Below are 19,538 nucleotides of genomic sequence, written 5' to 3' on the forward strand. Positions count from 1 at the left end.
CCGCCCCACCAGATCCGATGGTTGATCGGAGGGAGACAAGGGGATGGGCAGGCGGACGCGGAATTCCCAGGCTGCTGAAGCGGCATTCGACCTGCATCGGGCTCCGGCGTCCCGGGGGCCACTCTCCGAAGGCGTCCTTGCCCTGCTGGCGGCCGCTCCGACCGGCGAACCGGCCGGCGACCTGTCCGGTGGTGCGTGGGAGGAGGCGGTTCGGGACGGTGACCCGTGGGGCGAGGACCACCAACTCGCGCTGCACCTCTGCTACGAACTGCACGACCGTGGCCTGCCCGGCGTCGACGCCGGGTGGGAGTGGGACCCCGGGCTGCTCGCGCTCCGGCGCACCCTGGAACGCCCGTTCCTCGCCGCCGTCCGGGAAGCGGCGAGGCCCGTGCGGCCGCTCGCCGAGGCCGTCGAGCGGCTGCTGACCGCCGCGGGCGACGGCGGCCCGTCCGCGTACCTGGAGGCGGAGGGCGAGCGCTGGCAGGCCCGCGAGTACCTGGTCCACCGCTCGGTCTACCACCTCAAGGAGGCCGACCCGCAACTGTGGATGCTGCCCAGGATCCACGGCCCGGCCCAGGCCGTCCTGATGACCGTCACCTTCGACGAGTACGGCGCCGGGCGGCCGGAGAACGCCCACGCGCTGCTGTTCGCCCGGATGATGGCCGACCTCGGCCTGGAGCCGGCCTACGGCCACTACCTCGACGCGGTGCCCGCGCCCGCGCTGGCGGTGGTCAACCTGATGACGCTGTTCGGGCTGCACCGGGTGCTGCGCGGCGCGGCCGTCGGCCAGTTCGCCGCCATCGAGATCACCTCCTCGCCGGGCGCGGCCCGGCTGGCCGCCGCCCTGGAGCGGCTGGGGGCGGGGCCGGACGGCACGCTGTTCTACCGTGAGCACATCGAGGCGGACGCGGTGCACGAGCAACTGGTCCGACGCGGGGTGATCGACGAACTGACGGCCGCCGAACCCGCGCTGGCCGAGGACATCGCCTTCGGTCTGGCAGCGACGGAGGTGGTGGACGACCGGTTCGCCGCCCATCTGCTGGGCCACTGGCGCGCCGGGCGCAGCTCGCTGCGCGTACCCCTGCCCGACGGGCCGGGGTGAGCGGCGCGGTCCGGTGCCGGTCAGCGTCAACGGGGGGCCGACGGATCGCGGTGGCTTCCGACGGGGCCGCCGTGCCGGCGGTGGCTGGTGTCGCAGAAGGGGCGGTGCCGACTGCGCCGGCAGGCACAGAGCGCCACCACCGGGCGCTCGCAGAGCCGCACCGTACCGTCCGGCCCGGTCACCTCGACCGGCCCCTCCACCAGGATCGGCCCCTCGGCCAGGACCGTCACCCGCACCGGCGCACGAGCGCCGCGCCCCGGGTCTCCGCTACCGGACACCGCGCACCACCACCAACTCCTCCTCGCGCACGCCCGCCCCGATCAGCCCCAGCCGTTCGAACAGCCCGGCCCGCGCTGTCATCACCGGCCCGAACGCCTGCCGTCGACGGGCCACCACGGCCGCCCGGAGGCCCGCATCGCGCAGCGCGGCCAGGGTCTGCGGCACGCCCGCCAGCGACGACTGCACGAGCAGCAGCACCCCGCCGGCGTCGAGCAGGCGCGGCGCCTCACGGCAGATCCGGTCCAGGACGAGCCGCCCGTCCGGCCCGGCGTCCCAGGCGAGGGCGGGCCCCCGCGGCCGTCCGGAGCCCTCGGTGGGTACGTAGGGCGGATTGGCGGTCACCAGGTCGAAGCGCCGGTCCTGGACGGGGCCGGTCAGGTCGCCCCGGTGCAGTTCGACGTGACGGCGGCGCAGCCGGGTGTTCGCCCAGGCCGCCAGAACGGCGCGTGCCGAGAGGTCCACCGCCGTGACCCGCGCCCCGGTTCGCGCGGCGGCCAGTGCCACCGCCCCGGTCCCGGTTCCCAGGTCCAGCACCCAGCAGCCCCCGTCGAGGCGCTCGCGGCGCAGGCAGGAGATCAGGAGCTCGGTGTCGCCCTGGGGCGGATAGACCCCGGGCGGTCTGATCAGCAGCATGCCGCGCGCCTGCCCCAGAGAGCCCACCTCACACCCTGCCCGCTCGCCGACTCCGGTCTTCCACCGGACGCCAGGTGTTGGGGGAGTGGCAGAGCGGCAGTGAGTGGCAGGGCAGCCACGTAGCGCCGGTGCGACCGGTCACCGCGTGTCGGAGGCCGCCGGCCCGGACGGCCGCACATCAGGAGCCGTGCGGGTCGTGGCCATGCTGCCGGCCCGGGTCAGTCCCGTGGTCACACCAGAACCTGCCGGCCGCCTTCTGGAGCAGGGACGGTCTTCCGTCCTGGACGGCGCCGGTCGGTCATCGGGTGACACCCGCATGGCCCATAGGGGATCCGGTGATTACCAGTGCCCGGGCCGGGCAGGCGCGCGGTCGAGGCCGGGACGGGCCCGGCCCGCGACCCGCAGGGAGGCACCGGATGAGCATGGTCAAGGAGTCGGTTGACGTCGACGTGCCGCTGCACGACGCGTACAACCAGTGGACGCTGTTCGAGGAGTTCCCCCGGTTCATGGAGGGCGTCGACGCGGTGACCCAACTGGACGACCGCCACAATCACTGGCGGACCAGCATCGGCGGGGTCAGCCGTGAGTTCGACACCGAGGTTGTCGACCAGCTGCCGGACGAGCGGATCGCCTGGCGGACCGTCGACGGCGACGTCGACCAGAAGGGCGTCGTCAGTTTCCAGCGCATCGACGACGCGCACACCCGGGTCAGCCTGGCCATCGACTACAAGCCCGAGGGGATGGCGGAGAAGGCCGGATCCGCCCTGGGCATGGTCGACCGGCGGGTCAAGGGCGACCTGCGGCGGTTCAAGGACTTCATGGAGGAACGGGGCCGGGCGGAAGGTGGCTGGCGCGGCCGCATCACCCCGGGCTGAGCCGCGGCGGTCCGCGCGGCAGCGGCCCCGGCTCCCCTTCGCGGGGGAGCCGGGGCCGTCGTCGTGGCGTTGCGCCGCGGCTCAGCCGGTTCCCGGGGGTCTCTCCCTCGGCGTCCTGGGGTCCCGGGGCGCCCTCGGCCTCCTCCGGCAGCTCGATCCCCGGCCATTCGGTGCGGTCCTCGGTGCCGCCGCCCGGCTCCCGGCCGGCCCGGAACGGGGTCCGCGGCGATCTCGGGTTGCTGTGCGCCCTTGCCGAGCGGCGCGGGCTGCCGCCGCGGTGCCCTCGCCCCTGCGGCATGCGGTCCGTGGGGGAGCCCCGGGCGGGCGACTGGTCACGCGCCCTCGGGCACGCCTGCCCGCCCACAGCCCAAGCCTTCGCGATACTGCCGCCATGGCCCGGGAATTCACCTGTCCGCGTCCGGCCACCGCCGACAGCGGGGTTTCGGGCCGCCGCCTGCGGTTGGCCGAGCACCGACGAGCGCCCGCGCCGCGTCCGACGGCCAGCACCGGGACCAGGAGGAGCAGACGATGAAGGTTGCCGACTACCTGTTGCAGCGACTGCGCGAGTGGGAGATCGAGTACGTCTTCGCCTACCCCGGCGACGGCATCAACGGGCTTCTCGCCGCCTGGGGCCGGGCCGAGGACCAGCCACGGTTCATCCAGGCCCGGCACGAGGAGATGGCCGCCTTCGAGGCCGTCGGCTACGCCAAGTTCTCCGGCCGCACCGCCGTGTGCGCCGCCACCTCCGGCCCGGGCGCGATTCACCTGCTGAACGGCCTGTACGACGCAAAGCTCGACCACGTCCCGGTGGTGGCGGTCGTCGGGCAGACCGACCGCACCGCGATGGGCGGTTCCTACCAGCAGGAAGTCGACCTGCTGTCCCTGTACAAGGACGTGGCGTCCGAGTTCTGCGAGATGGTCACCGTCCCCGAACAGCTGCCGAACGTCTTGGACCGGGCGATGCGCATCGCCGGCACCCGGCGCACCGTGACCGCGCTGGTCATCCCCGCCGACGTGCAGGAGTTGGACTACGAGCCGCCCGCGCACGCCTTCAAGCACGTTCCCTCCAGCCTCGGCATCCCCCACTACGCGCCGGTGCCCACCGATGAGGACCTCGCCCGGGCGGCGGAGATCCTCAACGCGGGCGAGAAGGTCGCGATGCTGATCGGCCAGGGCGCCCGTCACGCCCGCGCCGAGGTCGAGCAGGTCGCCGATCTGCTCGGCGCCGGCGTTGCGAAGGCCCTGCTCGGCAAGGACGCCCTCCCGGACACGCTGCCCTATGTCACCGGCTCGATCGGCCTGCTCGGCACCCGGCCCTCCTACGAGATGATGCGCGACTGCGACACCCTGCTGGTGGTCGGTTCCAGCTTCCCCTACAGCAACTTCCTGCCCGACTTCGACCAGGCCCGCGCGGTGCAGATCGACCTCGACCCGTCCATGATCGGGCTGCGCTACCCCTTCGAGGCGAACATCGTCGGCGACGCCGCCCAGACCCTGCGCCGCCTGATCCCGCTGCTCAAGGCGAAGAGCGACGGCGCGTGGCGCAAGACGATCGAGGACAACGCCGCCCGCTGGTGGGAGGTCATGCAGCGCCGCGCCGAGGTCAGCGCGGAACCGATCAACCCGGAGTACGTCGTCCACACGCTGGACGCGCTGCTGCCCGAAGACGCGATCATCGCCGCCGACTCCGGGTCGGCGGCGAACTGGTACGCCCGCCACCTGCGGTTGCGCGGCACCATGCGCGGCTCGCTGTCGGGCACTCTGGCCACCATGGGCCCGGGGGTGCCGTATGTGATCGGCGCGAAGTTCGCCCACCCCGGCCGACCGGCGATCGCGATCGTCGGCGACGGCGCGATGCAGATGAACGGCCTCGCCGAGCTGATCACCGCAGCCAAGTACTACCGCGAGTGGGCGGACCCGCGCCTGGTGGTGGCGGTGCTGAACAACCACGACCTCAACCAGGTCACCTGGGAGATGCGCGCCATGCAGGGCGCCCCCCAGTTCGAGCCCTCACAGAGCCTCCCGGACATCCCGTACGCCGACATCGCCCGCTCGTTCGGCCTCAACGGCGTGAGGGTGGAGCGGCCCGAGGACGTCGGGCCGGCGTGGAGCCGGGCACTGGCCGCGGACCGGCCGTTCGTCATCGACTTCCGCACCGACCCGGCGGTGCCGCCGATCCCGCCGCACGCCACCTGGGACCAGATCAAGGCCGCCGCCGCAGCGGTCCTGCACGGCGACAGCGACCGGGGTTCCGTCGTCCGGCAAGGGGTGAAGGCGAAGGTCCAGGAGTTCCTGCCCGGCAGCGGCGGGAACTGACCGTGGCCGGCCAGGACACGGGCGAGGAACTCGACCTCGCGGCCCTGGAGCGCGCGTTGCGGGAGGTCGACGCTGAAGTCCGCTTCGACGCCGGCAGCCGCGGCGCCTACGCCACCGACGGCTCCAACTACCGGCAGGTCCCGATCGTCGTCGGCAACCGGTCAGCCGCCAGTTCCAGCTCGACGGCTTCGGCGAGATCCTGCTCCTGCCCGCCCTGCGCGGCGCCGTCCCGGCCGACGATCCGCGAAGCCGCGCCACCCTGGACGCCGTGCTCGCCGATCTGTGCGAGGACCACTACTGCTACCGCTTCCGCCACGACCAGCGTCCCCTTCAGGACGCGGAGGGCGCGTTCCTGCTCTGCGGATTCCTCGTCGCCCTCGCCCACCACCACCAGCAGGGCAACCAGGCCGAGGCACTGCGCTGGTTCGACCGCAACCGCGCCGCCTGCGGCCCGCCGGGCCTGTACGCGGAGGAGCTCGACGTCGCCCGGCGCCAGCTGCGCGGCAACCCGCCCCAGGCCTTCGTCCACGCCCTCATGCTCGAGACCGCCGCCCGACTGACCGGCGCCGGGGGTGAGCCGATCGGCCAGGCGGGCGGTGCCGCACCACGAGTTGTCGTGCCCTCGCGTGGGCCAGGGCCACACGGGTGAGGCTGGTGTCCTGGGGCGGCTGCGGGGTAGCCGCAGCACGGAGCCCGCACCATGGACGAGCAAGGGAGCGCGAGACGATGACCGAGTACGGCTACTTCCTGTCCTGCGAGGAGTTCACCCCCGCCGAGTTGCTCGAGCAGGCCCGGCGCGCCGAACAGGCCGGGTTCACCCGCCTGGCGATCTCCGACCACTTCCACCCGTGGAACGACGCCCAGGGCAACAGCCCGTTCGTCTGGTCGATGATCGGCGCTCTCTCCCAGACCACCGACCTGCCCGTCACCACCCTGGTCACCTGCCCCACCGTGCGGCTGCACCCCGCGGTCACCGCGCAGGCCGCCGCGACCTCCTCCGTGCTGCTCGGTGGCCGCTTCACCCTCGGGGTGGGCAGCGGCGAGGCGTTGAACGAGCACATCCACGGCGACCGGTGGCCCTCCTTCGACGCCCGCGCCGCCATGCTCGAGGAAGCGATCGAGGTCATGCGCGAGCTGTTCACCGGCCGCCTGGTCACCCATCGCGGCCGGCACTACACGGTCGACAACGCCCGCCTCTACACCCCGCCGACCGGGCCGCTGCCCATCTACGTCTCCGGGTTCGGGCCGAGCGCTGCCGAGCTCGCCGGACGGATCGGCGACGGGTTCGTCACCATGACCCCCGACACCGACCTCGTCAAGTCCTTCCGCGACGGCGGCGGCGCCGGCAAACCGGTGATCGGCGGGGTCAAGGTGTGCTGGAGTACGGACCGGGACAAGGCCGTCGACACCGTGCACCGGCTGTGGCCGACCGAGCTGTTGCCCGGCGAGCTCGCCCAGATCCTGCCCACCCCGTCCCACTTCGAGCAGGCCGGCCGGCTCGTCACCCGCGAGATGATCTCCGATTCCGTCACCTGCGGCGACGATGCGGACGAGCACGCGAAGACCGTGCGCGCCTACGCCGAGGCGGGCTTCGACGAGGTCTACGTCGGCCAGATCGGGCCCGACCAGGAGGCGTTCTTCGACGCCTACCGGCAGCACGTCCTGCCCATGTTGCGCAGCTGACGCCCGACCGGTGCGCGCGGTCGCGCCCGCGACGCCGGCACCGTGCAGGCCGGCTGCCCCGGTCAAGGGTGGTCGAGGTGGGCGAGGCGGGGCGGCCCGTCGGTGTCCAGATGGAGGGTGACGTTCAGGGGCGGCTGGAGCCACCACACGAGCCGGCCACCGTGGTGGCCGGTGCGGGCTGCGTCGCAGTGCCCTGGCAGGCGTTCGGCGACCCGACCGGATCGCCGTAGGGCCGGCTCGGCGATCGCCTACCGCGGCATCCCGCTGCAGAGCGCCTACAGCGGAGCCAAGCACGCCATCCAGGGCTGGCACGAAGCGCTGCGCTGCGAACTGCTCGTCTCAGGCACCCGGGTGCGCACCACGATGGTGCAGATGCCGGCGGTCAACACCCAGCAGTTCGACGGGTCCGCTCCCGACTGCCCGAGAGGGCGCAGCCGGTGCCACCGATCCACCAGCCGGAGGTCGCCGCCCGCGCCTTGGGTTTTCCAGCACCGTGGTCATCCTGGTAGCGAACGCGATCGTCCCGGGTCTGCTGGACCGCTACCTGGCCCGCACCGGCTTCGACTCGCAGCAGAGCGGTGAACGCCGGGGCGCCGGTGGTCCGGACAACCTCTTCGAGCCGGTCGACACCGGGCAGGACTTCGGGGCGCCCGGGCGCTTCGACGACCGGGCCCGCGCCCGCAGCCTCCAGCAGCAGGCCGCCCAAGGCACGGCCACCGCGGTCGCCAGGGTGCGGGGGATGGCCGGGCGGCTGAGGGCGAGCCCGACGCCGGGACCGTGCCCAGTCGCTTCCCGCGACGGCGTCCGCCCGCACGTGACCGTGCACTGACGCCACAGGGCGAGGCGATCGGCGGGGCGGTACTGCGTCCGGGTGACCGGTCGGCGCGCCGACCGGCCCGGCAAGGGCCGCATGGCGGGTCGCCGAAGAATGACAGGAGGTCAGACCACGGGGTGCGGCCTTCGATGGGAGGGGCGGCTGTGCGCGGCGCGGCGTGCGAGATCGCGGTGTGGTTCGGCGTGCTGGTGGCGACGACGGTGGTCTTGATCAGTTCTGTGTCCCCGGTCGAGTCGCTGGTGGGAGGCGTTGCCGCGCTCGGCGGGGCGTTGGCGGCGCGCAGGCTGCGGTTGGCCGCCGGCATTGCCCCGGGCGGGGCCAAGGGCGTGGCCCGCTACGCGGCCGCCGTCACCGCTACGACCGGCTCCGCCCCGGCAGCCGGGACGATCGTGACCAGCCCGACGTTGCCGTACGGGGACTCGGCGGTGTCGACGCCGTCTCAATCCCTGGCAAACGCTGCACCGGAGCAGCGGCCTGCACGGCCGGCGGCTCCCTGTTCCTTGTCATCGCGTATGACCCGCCAATGAGACTCGTTACGCTTCGTTGCCGACAGTTGCGGGCCCGGACACCTCGTCCGGGGCGGATGGCTCCTGTCGAGGCGGGCGCCCGAGGTTCTTCGCGCTCAGGCATGGGATCGGGTCGAAAATGTGACGGGCAGCCGGTGGCAATGGCCCGGGCGGGTCGTGACGTCCGGGAGGCTCGCCACGCCGGCACATGGTGACCCTCTCCGGCAACTGGACGGGTGTAGCCGAGCTCGATGGCACCGCGTGGGCCGCGGGGAGCAGCCGGATCCCGGCAGCCTGTGTTCGTTGGCGTCCCTGATCGGCCGCTACTGCACCCGTGTGGATGCGCGAGCGGCGGTGCCTGGCCTGCGCGGCTGGAGGTGGTACAGCGGTCGGCCGAGTACAGTGCACAACCAGAATCTTCCGTATGCGATCGTCCGGGTTGGGGAGTTTCGGGCGGACGCCGTCGCCCGGGTGCCAGTAGTTCCGATCCCTGTGCTGTGGAGGTGGATGGGTGCCTCGCCAACCGCATGACCGGGCCCGGTGCCGGGAACGTGGGTGGAGATCGCTGTGCATCGCGGCGCTTGCTGTCGTGCTGGCATGCGCGGGGTCCGTGACGCCGTTCACGCCGGCCGCACGTGCGGCCGGGCTGCGGGCACCAGACGTTCGCTCGGCGCCCTTCCTCGCATACGTCCCTCCTGCGGACGTCTCGGACCTGGCTGACTGGTGGCGTGCCGTCACACCGGCCATGCGCGTCGCCGGCCCCCCTTGGGACCACTCGCCGGCGCCGCTCCGCTATGCCAACGGCGGTGCACACGGATGGCCTGAGCCTGATCCCGCCGCCCCCGCGCCGTTCTACTCGCGCTTCTTCTTCAACGGGCGCAACCCGAGTACGGGTGCCATGGGCCAATGGTGGATCGCCTACAAGGGGCCTTTCGATGAGACCCGACCCGTGCCGGGCTACTGCGGCAACCCCACACCGGCGGGCGCGGCCATCACGAACTTCGCTCCGTACTTTCCCGCCGGGATCGACTACGACGAGTACGACGTTCTGGTGTGGAACCGCACCGATCGATGGGTCAACAGGGGCACGGAGCGGTTTGTCTATGACCGGCAGCACGATCAGGCGTGGTACACCCCCGACCACTATTGCCATTTCGTGCAGCACCCCTACTGACGCCCTGATGGTTCCGGGGCGGCCCCGGACCACTCTCGAAGGTGGCCTGAGATGCCTGGATCGAAGACCGAAGCGTACGGGAAGCTGCAGATCGGCGACACACCCGTCAGGCTGAAGGTGACCTCCCAGACGCAGGGATTCATCCGCCAGTCCGGGACCGCCGAGAAGGTCCGTTTCTCCGACTTGTCGGGTTGGGTGAAGAGCCAGTGGCAGAAGGACCTGCCCGACATCCTGAAGGACGTCACCATCGGCTTCCTCAGCGTCACCATCGAGACCTCCGGCGAGGGGGCGTCGCAGCAGCGTACGTTCGCGTTCGAAGCGGTGATCGACTTCACGCTGGGGCAGACTCCCGCCCAGCTGTTCCTGGGTGTCACCCACAGCACGGTCGGCAACGCCACCCGGGTGTCCGCGCGGCTGCGGCTGACCGGGACCGACAGTGCCATGACCCTGGAAGGAACCTTCGAGCAGGACACCGTCCGGGGCTGGGGAGTGAGCGTCACATGGCAGGCGGCGGAGGGGGAAGGCCTGACCGCCGCGAACGTGTGCGACGCCCTGGGGGTGAAGCCGCCTGACGAGCTGCCTGCGGAACTCCTCGACAAGGTGATGCTGTCGTCGGTGCGGTTGCAGTACTGGCCGCAGGACGGCGAGCTGGTGTGCGCGGCCACCGTCGGCCTCGGGGCTGACGGCACGGCCAAGGCGGGCGGCGCCGGCGCATCCTTCGTGTTCGCGTCGGTGTCCGCGTAGCCGCTCGCCACGGCCTGCGACGTCCCGCCCCGGGGCGGGCAGTCGGCGGCGTGCCGCACCGTCCAGGCCTCCACCCATGGGAGGGGCACTGCCGCCGCCAGCGCCACCAGCGGTGAGAGGTGGCTCTGCTGCTTCCGGGTGAGGTCCCACGGCTGTTGGACGTCAGCCGTGCGGGCTCCGGCGTGGCGGGCGGCTCGTGGCGGATAGACCTTACTTGGTTCGCACCGGAATCATCTGGTGGATGCAGTCCTGGCAGGCGCCGTGCGGCGCGCTCCCGAGGTGCGGCCGTCGTACCGTCTGTCGGCGCCGACTCCTCGTTCACGGAAGGCCTGAGCATGGCTGACTGGGGCATCTCCGTTACCACCGTCCCTGACCCGCTGCCGCCGGGAGGTGGCGGCACGTTCCACTTCAGGATTCGCAACCTGTCCGCCGCGGCGAAGCCGCTGTCCACCCGGGTGGGCCTCACCCGCCGGCCCCAGGGGCAGGCCGGGCCGGACGGCTCCTATCTGCTCGCCCGCCCGGCTGGTGAAGCGGACAGCCATGGGATCCCGGAGGGCATGAGGATCGAGGTCACCTCCGCGAACAGGGACGACATCGTCTGCGAGGCGGACGCGGGCGGGCAGCTCGGGTCGGAGGACACCGTCGACTGCCTCATCAGTTCCGGGAGTCCCCTCCCGGCGGGCGAGGAGGTGACGTTCACCGTATCGGGGGTGGAGATCGACAGCGCCGGCGGGACCGGTGGCGAGGCCGAGGTTCTGGTGCGGCACGACGGCGAGAGGGGCGAGGTGCGCCGGTTGACCGTCAGAAGAGGGGGAAGCGAATCGTCCGGCACGAGCCTGGACCCGCCGGGCTGGGACCCGGGCGACACCGGCTCCGAGCCGGCGCTGCTGACATTCTCCCTCACGGGCCAGGACAACCTGCCGGTGAACGCGGGGAGTGTCGCGGCCGTGGAGTTCACGGTCAGCAACAACGGAGCGTCGACCGTGTACTGCGATCGGATCGCGCTGACGGTGAGGCCGGGCGAGGGCGAGAGCGCCGTGTGCTCCCAAAAGGGCGACCTGCCGACTCTCGACAAGGTGGTGCTGCCGAAGGACTGGAAGCACGACACGACGGCGGGAGACGAGACCTACGCCTTCCGCACAAAGGCGACGCGCATCGCCATCCCCCCGATCACGGCTTCCGGCGGGCACGCGGCGCGCTTCAGCCTGCCGGACGTGAAAATCAGTCGCACACCCGGCTCGGCCACGGTCCAGGTCACCGAGACGAGCGCCACCGCCCGAAAACCCAAGGACCAGCAGCGCTCGGGGACGGCGGTGCTGGCCAAGCACCCGGCCCGGTTCTTCTTCGACTATCTGGCGCCGGAGGTCCCCCAAGTCGCGAACGGCCAGCAGACGAAGCTGATGTGGTCCGCCGAGAACGTCGACCACTTCGTCCTTTCCAGCGACGACAAGGACGTGGGCAACCCCCCGGCCAAGGGGGACCCCGAGATGTCCACCGGAAAGCTGACCAGGACCTGCGGCTACACCCTCGAAGCGTTCGCGGACGCCACGCTCTCCCATCGTCACCAGACGATCGTCGAGGTCGCGGACCCGAGTGTGACCCTGCACGACGTCACGGTCCTGGAGTCCGTGTCCTTCCCCGACGCCGGGTACCGGTCGGCGACGAGCGTCAGCTACCGCACCAACGACCAGAAGGGCGCGCCCCTGGACCTCACGGACCCGGAGAAGGCGGGCGACCGGTGGGCCCTGGTCGCGGTCACCGACGCCGATGGCCTGACCGCGGGCAAGGTCCCACCCGCACTGGACGTCGTGATCACCCCGAACGAGGGCGGCAGCGAACTGAAGGACGAACTGCTCCTGAACGGCGAGAACTCCCCGGTCGCGGTGCTGGTGCCCGCCGGCGCGACCCTGTCGGTCCAGCCGGCCGAAAGCTGGAGGAAGTGGACCGGCACGACCCTCAACGCCTACATGCAGGTGGCCGTCAGCACCCCGCAGTTCCACATCACCCCTTGACCGGCGGGTGAGACCGCAACGGACACCGCCGACCCCCACCAGGACGGATCCTCCTGTGAACGACAAGGACTCCCTCATCAGTGACTTCAACGCCTCCAAGACGACGGTGAGCCGCGAGGACAGCGCCACGCTGTCCTGGACGACCTCGGATCCGGCGGCCCTGGCGAGCCTGGAATTGCTGTGCCACAGCAACACACCGGACTTCCCCTTGTCACCGGCCATCGTGCTCGACCCCGACCTGAGGCTGTTCGAGACCGGCCCGTTGACCGCGGCAACCACCTTCCTGCTCGTCGCCACCCCCACCGGCGGCAAGGACCCCGTGAGGCTGACGACCACCGTCCTGGTCGACGACGCCGACCGGGTATTCCGGCGTCTGACCGTCTCACGTCTCACAATGTCGCCGTCCGACGGCAAGTGACACCCATCACCCGCCCCGTCTGCCTCGCCGCAGGAGCCCGTCGTGCCCGACCTCATTCAGTACGCGCTGACCACCATCCCTCCGGAGGTGACAGCCTCCACCGCCACGGCCTCGTCCTTGGCGGAGATCGATCTGAACCTCACCCTCCTCCAGCAGTTGAGCAAGATCACGGTATCGCTGACGATCGGGGCGGGCCCGAGCGACCTCGTGCCCGATCAGGACACCGCCCGATCGATCGCCCCCCAGGTCGGCGTCGATGACGACGCCTGGCAGGCCTCGGCACCGGACATCGCCTCGGACCGATACACGGTCACGCTGACGCCGACGCAAGGCAAGGCGGCCACCGAACGCCTGCGGCTGACCCTGGCCAAGGTGCGCCTGAACAACACCGAGGGGTCGGCCTCCATCGAGGTCACCGCCTTCCACGGCGAGACGCAGCAGAAGGTGGCGCGCCCAGTCGTGAAGGAGAAGCCCGGCTTCTTCTTCGACGACCTGGCGCCCGCCGCTGGCCGGGTCGCCTACAACACGCCCGCACGACTGTCCTGGAAGGCCCGCGACATCGACACATCGCAGGGCTTCACACTCAAGTGGGACAAGGAGTTGATGTGCCTGGGGGCGGATGCCCGCAGGGCGGTCGTTCCCCATCTGAGGAAACCAACCACCTTCGTCCTCACCGCAGTGGACAAGAGCACCGGCACGTCCCACTCGCGGGAGACCACGGTGGAAGTCTTGTCGTCGGACGGGACGTTCACCGACCTCACCATCACCGGGAAACTCACCGTCCCGACCGTATCGACGACGCCGGTGCACCACTACGTGCTCGACCCGACGCAGAAGCCCCTCGTGTTCCCCGCCCCGGCGGACGGCTACTACACGATCAGCTTCGCCACCCACTACCGCGTCCTGCGCCTGCTGCCAGTCCTGACCGACCCCGGGGTGACCGGCCCCCACGACGTGCAGATCACTCTGACCAACGGCGCCATCACCCACACCTTCGTCCGCCGCACCACCGGCGGCGCGCACGCCACCAAGCCGACAGGGCAGGACACGGCGTCGGCGGGGAAGCCCGTGACCTTCTTCGCCCCGGCGGGATCCACCCTCACCCTCACGGCCCAGGACACCAAGGTCGCCCAGTTGTGGCGGTCGGCCGCCCTCGTTCTGGACGTCACCTGGAAGGGAGGGAACAGTGACCGGGCCCTGCCCCCGCAGGACTTCGACAGCGCTCTCGCAGCCGCCCTCCCCCCAGCCGAATTCCCCACCGTCCAACGCAGGCTCCGGCCCGATTGCTTCGCGGTGCTGAGCGGCCGCGACGAGATCACCGAAATCGACATGAAGACCACCGCCACTCATGCGGTGCAGGGGCTCAAACACTTCTTCTATGGGGTTGATTCACAGGACCTGGACGAGCAGAACTTCCCCAGCAACGAGGTCTACGGCCTCTTCGTGGGCGGCGAAGAAGGCGCCTGGAACGTGAGAACCGGCTACCCGGACGACCTGGTCAAGAGGTCGGCCTTCGTCTACCTCTACTCCGCTCTGGACACCAGAACGGACGAGCACCCCAAGTATTCCTTTCGCGAAATCTACGCGGCCGCTTTGAAGGACGGACAGCTAGAGCTCCACGATTGGCTGGACACGGATCATTCGTACACTCCGGACTATCCGCCCTTCCCGGTGCATCCGTTCAACCCGGCCACCTCCCGTGCGGAAGTCGCAGCCGCCTACCGCGATGTCTACTCGGTTGTCTACTGGCGGGACCGGGACGGCTGCCACATGGCCAAGGTCGTCGCAGGTAAAGTTTCGAAGAAAGTCTCCGATGCCCGATCCATTCAGTTTTTCCATATCATCGACGAACGCAGCGTCGCAGTCGGAGAGGCGGACGGGACAGTCAGCAGAGATTTGCAACTAAAGCCCGGATGGGACTGGAAGAAGCTCGGCCGGGGAGTGTTCATTGAGGATTTCTGGGCGGCCGAGGACAAGCGCTGCTATGTCACCCCGAATGCGGTCTACGGCGTCGGCGGCCACAACATCAACTGGCCAGTCACGCCGCTGCACGGCGGCGTGAAGAACAGCACCGTCATCGACGGCGACGGGATCAAGGGGCCTGACGTGCCGTCGCTGCTGAGCCGGAAGGTGTTGGAGTGAACAGAGGGCCGGGCGGGTCGGGTCGGGTATGGGCGCTGGTGGCGACGGCGGAGCCGGCCGACCTGTCGCTGACGCTTCCGGTGGTGGACACGCTGATGCCCGATGTGGCACGGGCGGGGATCTCGGAGGTGCGCCTGGGCTACCTCTCCACCGACCCGACAGCCGATCAGCGCGCCCGCCTGGCGGCACTGCTGGGGCCGTGCGCGGGGGCGCTGCCGCAGAACGGGCAGGCGGGTGCCTTCCTGGCGCTGGACGCGCAGGTCGCCGACCTGCGGCACACGTTCCAGGTGCCCCTGGGGTCCGCCAAGAGGCAGCCGGCACCACCCGGGCCGGGAGGTGTGAACACCTCCGCGGTGGCGTGGTGGTCGGCGGGCCGGGAGGTGGGGCCGGTGCGCCTGGAGCGGCTGGGGGTGGGCTACGCGGACAACCGGGTGCTGCTGGTGGTCGACGCGTCGGTGAGCGCCGGAGGGCTGGAGTTGGCGGTCAAGGGGGCGGGAGTGGACGTCGCGCTGAAGGAGCCGCCGGCGCCGGTGTTCCACCTGGACGGGCTGGGGCTGGGGCTGAAGCGGCCGCCGGTGACGGTGGCGGCCGAGTTCGTGCGCCAGGACGTCCCCGGCTACACGCTGGCGGTGGGCGGGATCGCGGTGGTGGGCCTGCCGACGCTCAGTGTCACCGCGCTGGGCTTCTACGCGCAGCCCGAGAAGTCGGCGCAGCCGTCGCTGTTCCTCTTCGGGGTGCTGGACCTGGGGAAGAAGTCGGTGGGACCGCCGGTGTTCCGGCTGCAGGCGCTGGCCGCGGGCTTCGGCTACCACTCCGTGGTGCGCACCCCGAGGATCAGCGAGGTCGGATCGTTCCCGTTCCTGCAGATGCTGGACGCGCAGCCGCCCACGGACCCGCTGAAGGTGCTGGGTGACCTGCTGCACGGCGACAGCGGGAAGCCGGCCTGGGTCAGCCCCTCCGAGGGCGGGGTGTGGCTGGCGGCCGGGTTTCGGGCGCTGGTGTACGAGCTGGTGGACGTCTCGGCGGTGGCGATCGCCGAGTTCGGGGACGACTTCGTGGTCGGCCTGTACGGGCGGGCGCAGGCCCGGTTCCCGAAGGAGGGCACCAGCCCGTGGGCCACGCTCGCGGTGGACGTGCGCGCGGAATACCGGCGCAGCACCGACACGCTGGAGCTTGACGCGGCGGTGGCGGACGGCTCGTTCGTCCTGGACCGCAACTGCCGGCTGCACGGGGGACTCGCGGCGAGGTTGTGGTTCGCAGGCAGCGCCCACCCGGGGGACTTCGTGGTCACCGTCGGCGGTTACCACCCCCGTTTCGACAGGCCCGGGCACTACCCGGCTGTGGAGCGGCTCGGCTTCGACTGGAACATCAGCAGCAGCGTCTACGCGCGGGGCGGGTGCTACGCGGCGCTGACGCCGCACGCGTTCATGGCCGGGTTGAACGCGTCCCTGCACGGCGAGTGGGGCCCGGCGAAGGCGGACGCCACCGTCTACGCGGACGCGCTGATCCAGTGGGACCCGTTGTACTTCGACGTGGACTGGGGAGGGACGATCCGCGGCTCGATCTGGGGTGTCGGAGGGGAGCTGTCGGCGGACGGCCGGGTGTGGGGGCCGCCGGTCGGAGGCTCGGCCGGCTTCAAGGTCCTCGTCACGTCGGTCCCCATCGAATTCGGCGCCGACCGCGTCAGCGGGGCCGATCAACTGCTCAGCGCGACGGAGTTCCGCCGAAGGCTGCTGCCCGGCGGAGGCGACGGCTCGGCGGGCGACGGTAAGGTCGTCCACCTCGCGCCGCTGGAGGGGCTGCTTCCCGCCCTCGCCGACGCGGACGCCAACGCCCCGGCCGCGGTGTGGTCGACCGGACGCGGTACGTTCCGCTTCGCCGTGGACACCGCCGTCCCGGCGACCGCGGTCACCGTCAACACCACGGATCCGGGCGGCGGACTGACGGACAAACTGCACATCCGCCCCGTGGAGGGTACCGGTTCCGCTGCCCCCGGCTACACCTCCCACCTGGCGGTCACGCTGACCCGCCGCGGCGAGAACGGCCAGGACGTCCAGGTCCCGGTCAACGATCAGAACACCGACGAGTCATGGACCGCCGCCACCACGCGCGTCGGCGTGCCGGGCGCCCTCTGGTCGACGGCCCCGCAGGACCTGGACAGTCCGAAGCCGGTCGACGGCTACGCCACCGGTGTGACGGTGACCTCCCCGGCGCAGGAGCAGAGTGCCAAGACGCTCTTCCCCGACAAGGCGTGGCAGACCAAGCCGTTCACCCTGGCGGTCACCAACGAGCCGGCACCCGGCCGGTTCGATCCGGCGGCGGGAACGGTCGAGTTCGCAATGATCACCCAGGACATCACCGCAGCCGCGACGGTCGCCCGCCGCACCGCGGTCGCCGCCGACCTCGCCGCCCGTGGCATCCCGGGCCTCGCACTGCCCGCCGAAAGTGACCTGTCCACATTCGCCGGGCACGGCGCGGACTACCTCGACGCCGTCCCCCGGCTGGTGGAAGGGACCTCCTGACATGGCGACACCCCCTTTCACGAACACCGGCGAGAACGGCACCGCTCTGTTCACCGCCTGGCGTCCGAGCCTGCGCGGCGGCGACTACACCATCACCGCCACCCATACGGTCACCCGCACCGGCGACAGCGCACCGACGTGGACGTTCTCCCCGCCCACACAGAGGCTCACCGCCGGCGGGCCGCGTTTCACCCTGACCGGTGCCGAGCTCACGGCCTGCTTCCCGCCGCCCTCGGCGTCGGGAGCGTTCGGCCACCTGCTGCCGTTCGTGGCCATCGCGGACCCCTACCTGCCGTGGGAGCGGGAGCTGGAGGACCCGGACGGCAAGGACAAGGAGTTGTGGGAGGCGGCGCCGTGGATGGCGCTGCTCGTCCTGTCCGAGGCGGACCTGAAGACCGCGCCCGTCCTCACCGGGCAGGCCCGCGCCCTGCTGGACGCCAAGAGCGTCCCGGCCAGCACCACCGTGCCCATTCTGCAGCTGCCCGAGCAGGCGCCCTGCACGGTGCTCGACCTGCCGGCCGGCCTCTACCGGGCCCTGATGCCCGAGATCGGCGAACTGGCGCTGTGGGCGCACGTGCGTGAACAGCGCACCTCCGACGCGTCGGCGGGCAAGGCCGGCGCCCGCCGGGCCACCGCCACGGTCATCGGCGCGCGCCTGCCCCGCGCACCCGGCCGCTACAGTGCCCACCTCGTCTCACTCGACGGCCACGACAAAACGCTCGCCACGCCACCCGCCGACGGCCGGGTGCGCCTGGTGTCACTGCACTCGTGGACCTTCACCACCGCCGATTCCTCCGCCGACGACCCCGGCATCGACCTGGATGCCTTCGAAGCGCTGAAGAAGGACGTCGGGCTCGGCCACGGCAGCCATGGCCGGCTGCGCGTACCCGGCGCCGCCGCCGGCACCGGTGCCGCTGCGAGGCTGTACGCCGGCTACCTCCCCGTCCCTCTGCGCCTGGTCACCGGAGAGCAGACCTGGGCCTGGTACCGGGGGCCGTTCATCCCCGGTCCCGAGCAGGACGCGCCGGCCCACGCACCGCTGTCGTGCGCGGACGCGGCCCTGGCCTACGTCAAGGGCGAGGGCGTGTTCGACATCACGGCGGCGGCCGCGTTCAGCCTGGGCGCGCAACTCGTCCTCTCCCGCAACGACCTGTGCGACACCATGCTCACCTGGCACCGGGACGCCGCCGCGCTGGCGCGTGCCACCGCACTCGCCACCCACCCCCACAACGCCGCCCGGCCCTTGAACCCGCTCGGCGGCACCGGCCCTCTGGACCCCAACGGCGTGCTGGGCCTGACGGACCGCGCCCGGCTGCGCGACGGATTCGACCAGGCCATGCGGAACGGCCTGGGCGAGCGCTTGACCGCCGCCCTGCACACCCCGCCCAGCCTCACGCCCCCCGCCGCCGAAGCACCCGCCCCCCGCGCATCCGTTCCGGGGCGGCTCGGCGCGCTACTGGCCGACCCGCAGCAGACCCAGTCCCTCACCGAGGCACTGGCCGTCCGACTCGCCCCGTCGCCGGCCACCCGCGCCGGCGACGGAGACAACGGCGCGCAGGAGTGGCTGTGGGACCCGCTCGCGATGCTCATGCTGGTGCCGACGTGGTACCTACTGCCGCTGCCCGATGCCGTCCTGCCGCACGACAGCGCCCGCTTCTTCCACCTCGACGGCACCTGGCTCAACGCGTTCGCCGACGGGATGCTCTCCATCGGCACCCATACCGAGACCGACCAGCAGCTCAATCCACTGATCAAGGAGATCGTCTTCAAGCCGCGGTCACCAGGCACCGCACCCGGCTGCGGCCTGCTGCTGCGCTCGCCCATCGTGCGCCACTGGCCCCCACTGCACACACCCGGCAGCGGTGGTAGCAGTACAGAGCCGGCTCATGGCGAGCAGTTGAGCGTCACCGTCACGGGCGCGAGCGTCGTCTCGGCGCGCCGACTGAGCGCCGAGGTCCTTCTGCTGCTGTTCGACACCACACCCGAGGCGATCGAGCTGCGCCAACCCGCCCATGTCCTGGAGTACGGCCTGGACGGCCCCCAGGGCAAGCTCGCCCTACGCGGCTCGGACGGCTCCGTCCTCCAACAAGACCCGCTGGACGTACTGGGCGGCACCACGCTGTTGCGCGAGCCGGTGTCCAGCGGGCACGACCGGGAAGTCCTCAGAGCCGGCGCCCTGCTCGACGCCGTCCTGGCGCACCTGCCGCAGAAGCCGGCCCGTGACAGCGAGGCGCTCGCCTTCCAACTGCTGCAGCCACCCGCCGAGCTGACCATCACCCCGCCCCCCGCGACGTGAG

15 protein-coding genes and 1 pseudogene are annotated in these 19,538 nt (G+C 71.4%); 14 read left to right on the forward strand and 2 right to left on the reverse strand.

Translation table 11 applies throughout. The features are described from left to right. Positions 1-43 precede the first annotated feature (43 nt). The gene (locus tag ACFZBX_RS10795) at positions 44-1,102 is read left to right on the forward strand and encodes an iron-containing redox enzyme family protein (protein WP_391532955.1); all 1,059 of its coding nucleotides are present in this window, start codon (positions 44-46) and stop codon (positions 1,100-1,102) included. Between the two features lie 26 nt (positions 1,103-1,128). On the opposite strand, the gene ACFZBX_RS10800 is transcribed toward ACFZBX_RS10795, so the two are convergent. Together ACFZBX_RS10800 and ACFZBX_RS10805 are read right to left on the reverse strand one after the other, a co-directional pair. After that, complete coding sequence (locus ACFZBX_RS10800; RefSeq protein WP_391532956.1) at positions 1,129-1,380, reverse strand: CDGSH iron-sulfur domain-containing protein; 252 nt, start codon at positions 1,378-1,380, stop codon at positions 1,129-1,131. Further along, positions 1,370-2,014 carry a HemK2/MTQ2 family protein methyltransferase gene (locus tag ACFZBX_RS10805; protein ID WP_391532958.1) on the reverse strand — a complete coding sequence of 215 codons (645 nt, stop codon included), beginning with the start codon at positions 2,012-2,014 and terminating at the stop codon, positions 1,370-1,372. The genes ACFZBX_RS10800 and ACFZBX_RS10805 overlap by 11 nt, the downstream gene beginning before the upstream one ends. 416 nt (positions 2,015-2,430) lie before the next feature. On the opposite strand from ACFZBX_RS10805, the gene ACFZBX_RS10810 reads away from it, so the two are divergent. From ACFZBX_RS10810 to ACFZBX_RS10870, 13 genes and pseudogenes are all read left to right on the forward strand, one after another. Further along, on the forward strand, positions 2,431-2,889 hold the full coding sequence (locus ACFZBX_RS10810; protein WP_391532959.1) for an SRPBCC family protein: 459 nt from the start codon (positions 2,431-2,433) through the stop codon (positions 2,887-2,889). Positions 2,890-3,417: 528 nt separating this feature from the next. Further along, entirely contained in the window at positions 3,418-5,205 is a 1,788-nt protein-coding gene (locus ACFZBX_RS10815; protein WP_391532961.1) for a thiamine pyrophosphate-requiring protein, read from the forward strand. Between the two features lie 196 nt (positions 5,206-5,401). After that, a pseudogene (locus tag ACFZBX_RS10820) lies at positions 5,402-5,854 on the forward strand (glycoside hydrolase family 15 protein); the annotation flags it as partial. Between the two features lie 77 nt (positions 5,855-5,931). Beyond that, on the forward strand, positions 5,932-6,888 hold the full coding sequence (locus tag ACFZBX_RS10825) for an LLM class F420-dependent oxidoreductase (protein WP_391532963.1): 957 nt from the start codon (positions 5,932-5,934) through the stop codon (positions 6,886-6,888). A 493-nt stretch (positions 6,889-7,381) separates the two neighbouring features. Beyond that, positions 7,382-7,717 carry a hypothetical protein gene (locus ACFZBX_RS10830; RefSeq protein WP_391532965.1) on the forward strand — a complete coding sequence of 112 codons (336 nt, stop codon included), beginning with the start codon at positions 7,382-7,384 and terminating at the stop codon, positions 7,715-7,717. A 149-nt stretch (positions 7,718-7,866) separates the two neighbouring features. Next, positions 7,867-8,250 carry a hypothetical protein gene (locus tag ACFZBX_RS10835; RefSeq protein ID WP_391532967.1) on the forward strand — a complete coding sequence of 128 codons (384 nt, stop codon included), beginning with the start codon at positions 7,867-7,869 and terminating at the stop codon, positions 8,248-8,250. A 589-nt stretch (positions 8,251-8,839) separates the two neighbouring features. Next, positions 8,840-9,403 (forward strand): hypothetical protein, encoded by a 564-nt coding sequence (locus ACFZBX_RS10840; RefSeq protein ID WP_391532969.1) that lies wholly within the window; start codon positions 8,840-8,842, stop codon positions 9,401-9,403. Between the two features lie 51 nt (positions 9,404-9,454). Further along, on the forward strand, positions 9,455-10,147 hold the full coding sequence (locus ACFZBX_RS10845) for a hypothetical protein (protein WP_391532971.1): 693 nt from the start codon (positions 9,455-9,457) through the stop codon (positions 10,145-10,147). 335 nt (positions 10,148-10,482) lie between these two features. Next, positions 10,483-12,159, forward strand: coding sequence for a hypothetical protein (locus tag ACFZBX_RS10850; RefSeq protein ID WP_391532973.1), 1,677 nt, complete (start codon positions 10,483-10,485; stop codon positions 12,157-12,159). 55 nt (positions 12,160-12,214) lie between these two features. Continuing rightward, complete coding sequence (locus ACFZBX_RS10855) at positions 12,215-12,577, forward strand: hypothetical protein (protein ID WP_391532975.1); 363 nt, start codon at positions 12,215-12,217, stop codon at positions 12,575-12,577. A gap of 42 nt (positions 12,578-12,619) precedes the next feature. Next, a complete protein-coding gene (locus tag ACFZBX_RS10860; RefSeq protein ID WP_391532977.1) occupies positions 12,620-14,719 on the forward strand; it encodes a hypothetical protein in 2,100 nt (699 codons plus the stop codon). Beyond that, complete coding sequence (locus tag ACFZBX_RS10865; RefSeq protein WP_391532979.1) at positions 14,716-17,241, forward strand: DUF6603 domain-containing protein; 2,526 nt, start codon at positions 14,716-14,718, stop codon at positions 17,239-17,241. Before ACFZBX_RS10860 ends, ACFZBX_RS10865 begins: the two co-directional genes overlap by 4 nt. A gap of 1 nt (position 17,242) precedes the next feature. After that, on the forward strand, positions 17,243-19,537 hold the full coding sequence (locus ACFZBX_RS10870) for a hypothetical protein (RefSeq protein ID WP_391532980.1): 2,295 nt from the start codon (positions 17,243-17,245) through the stop codon (positions 19,535-19,537). Position 19,538: the final 1 nt, after the last annotated feature.

Source organism: Kitasatospora sp. NPDC008115 (assembly GCF_042957205.1).
Classification (GTDB): domain Bacteria; phylum Actinomycetota; class Actinomycetes; order Streptomycetales; family Streptomycetaceae; genus Kitasatospora.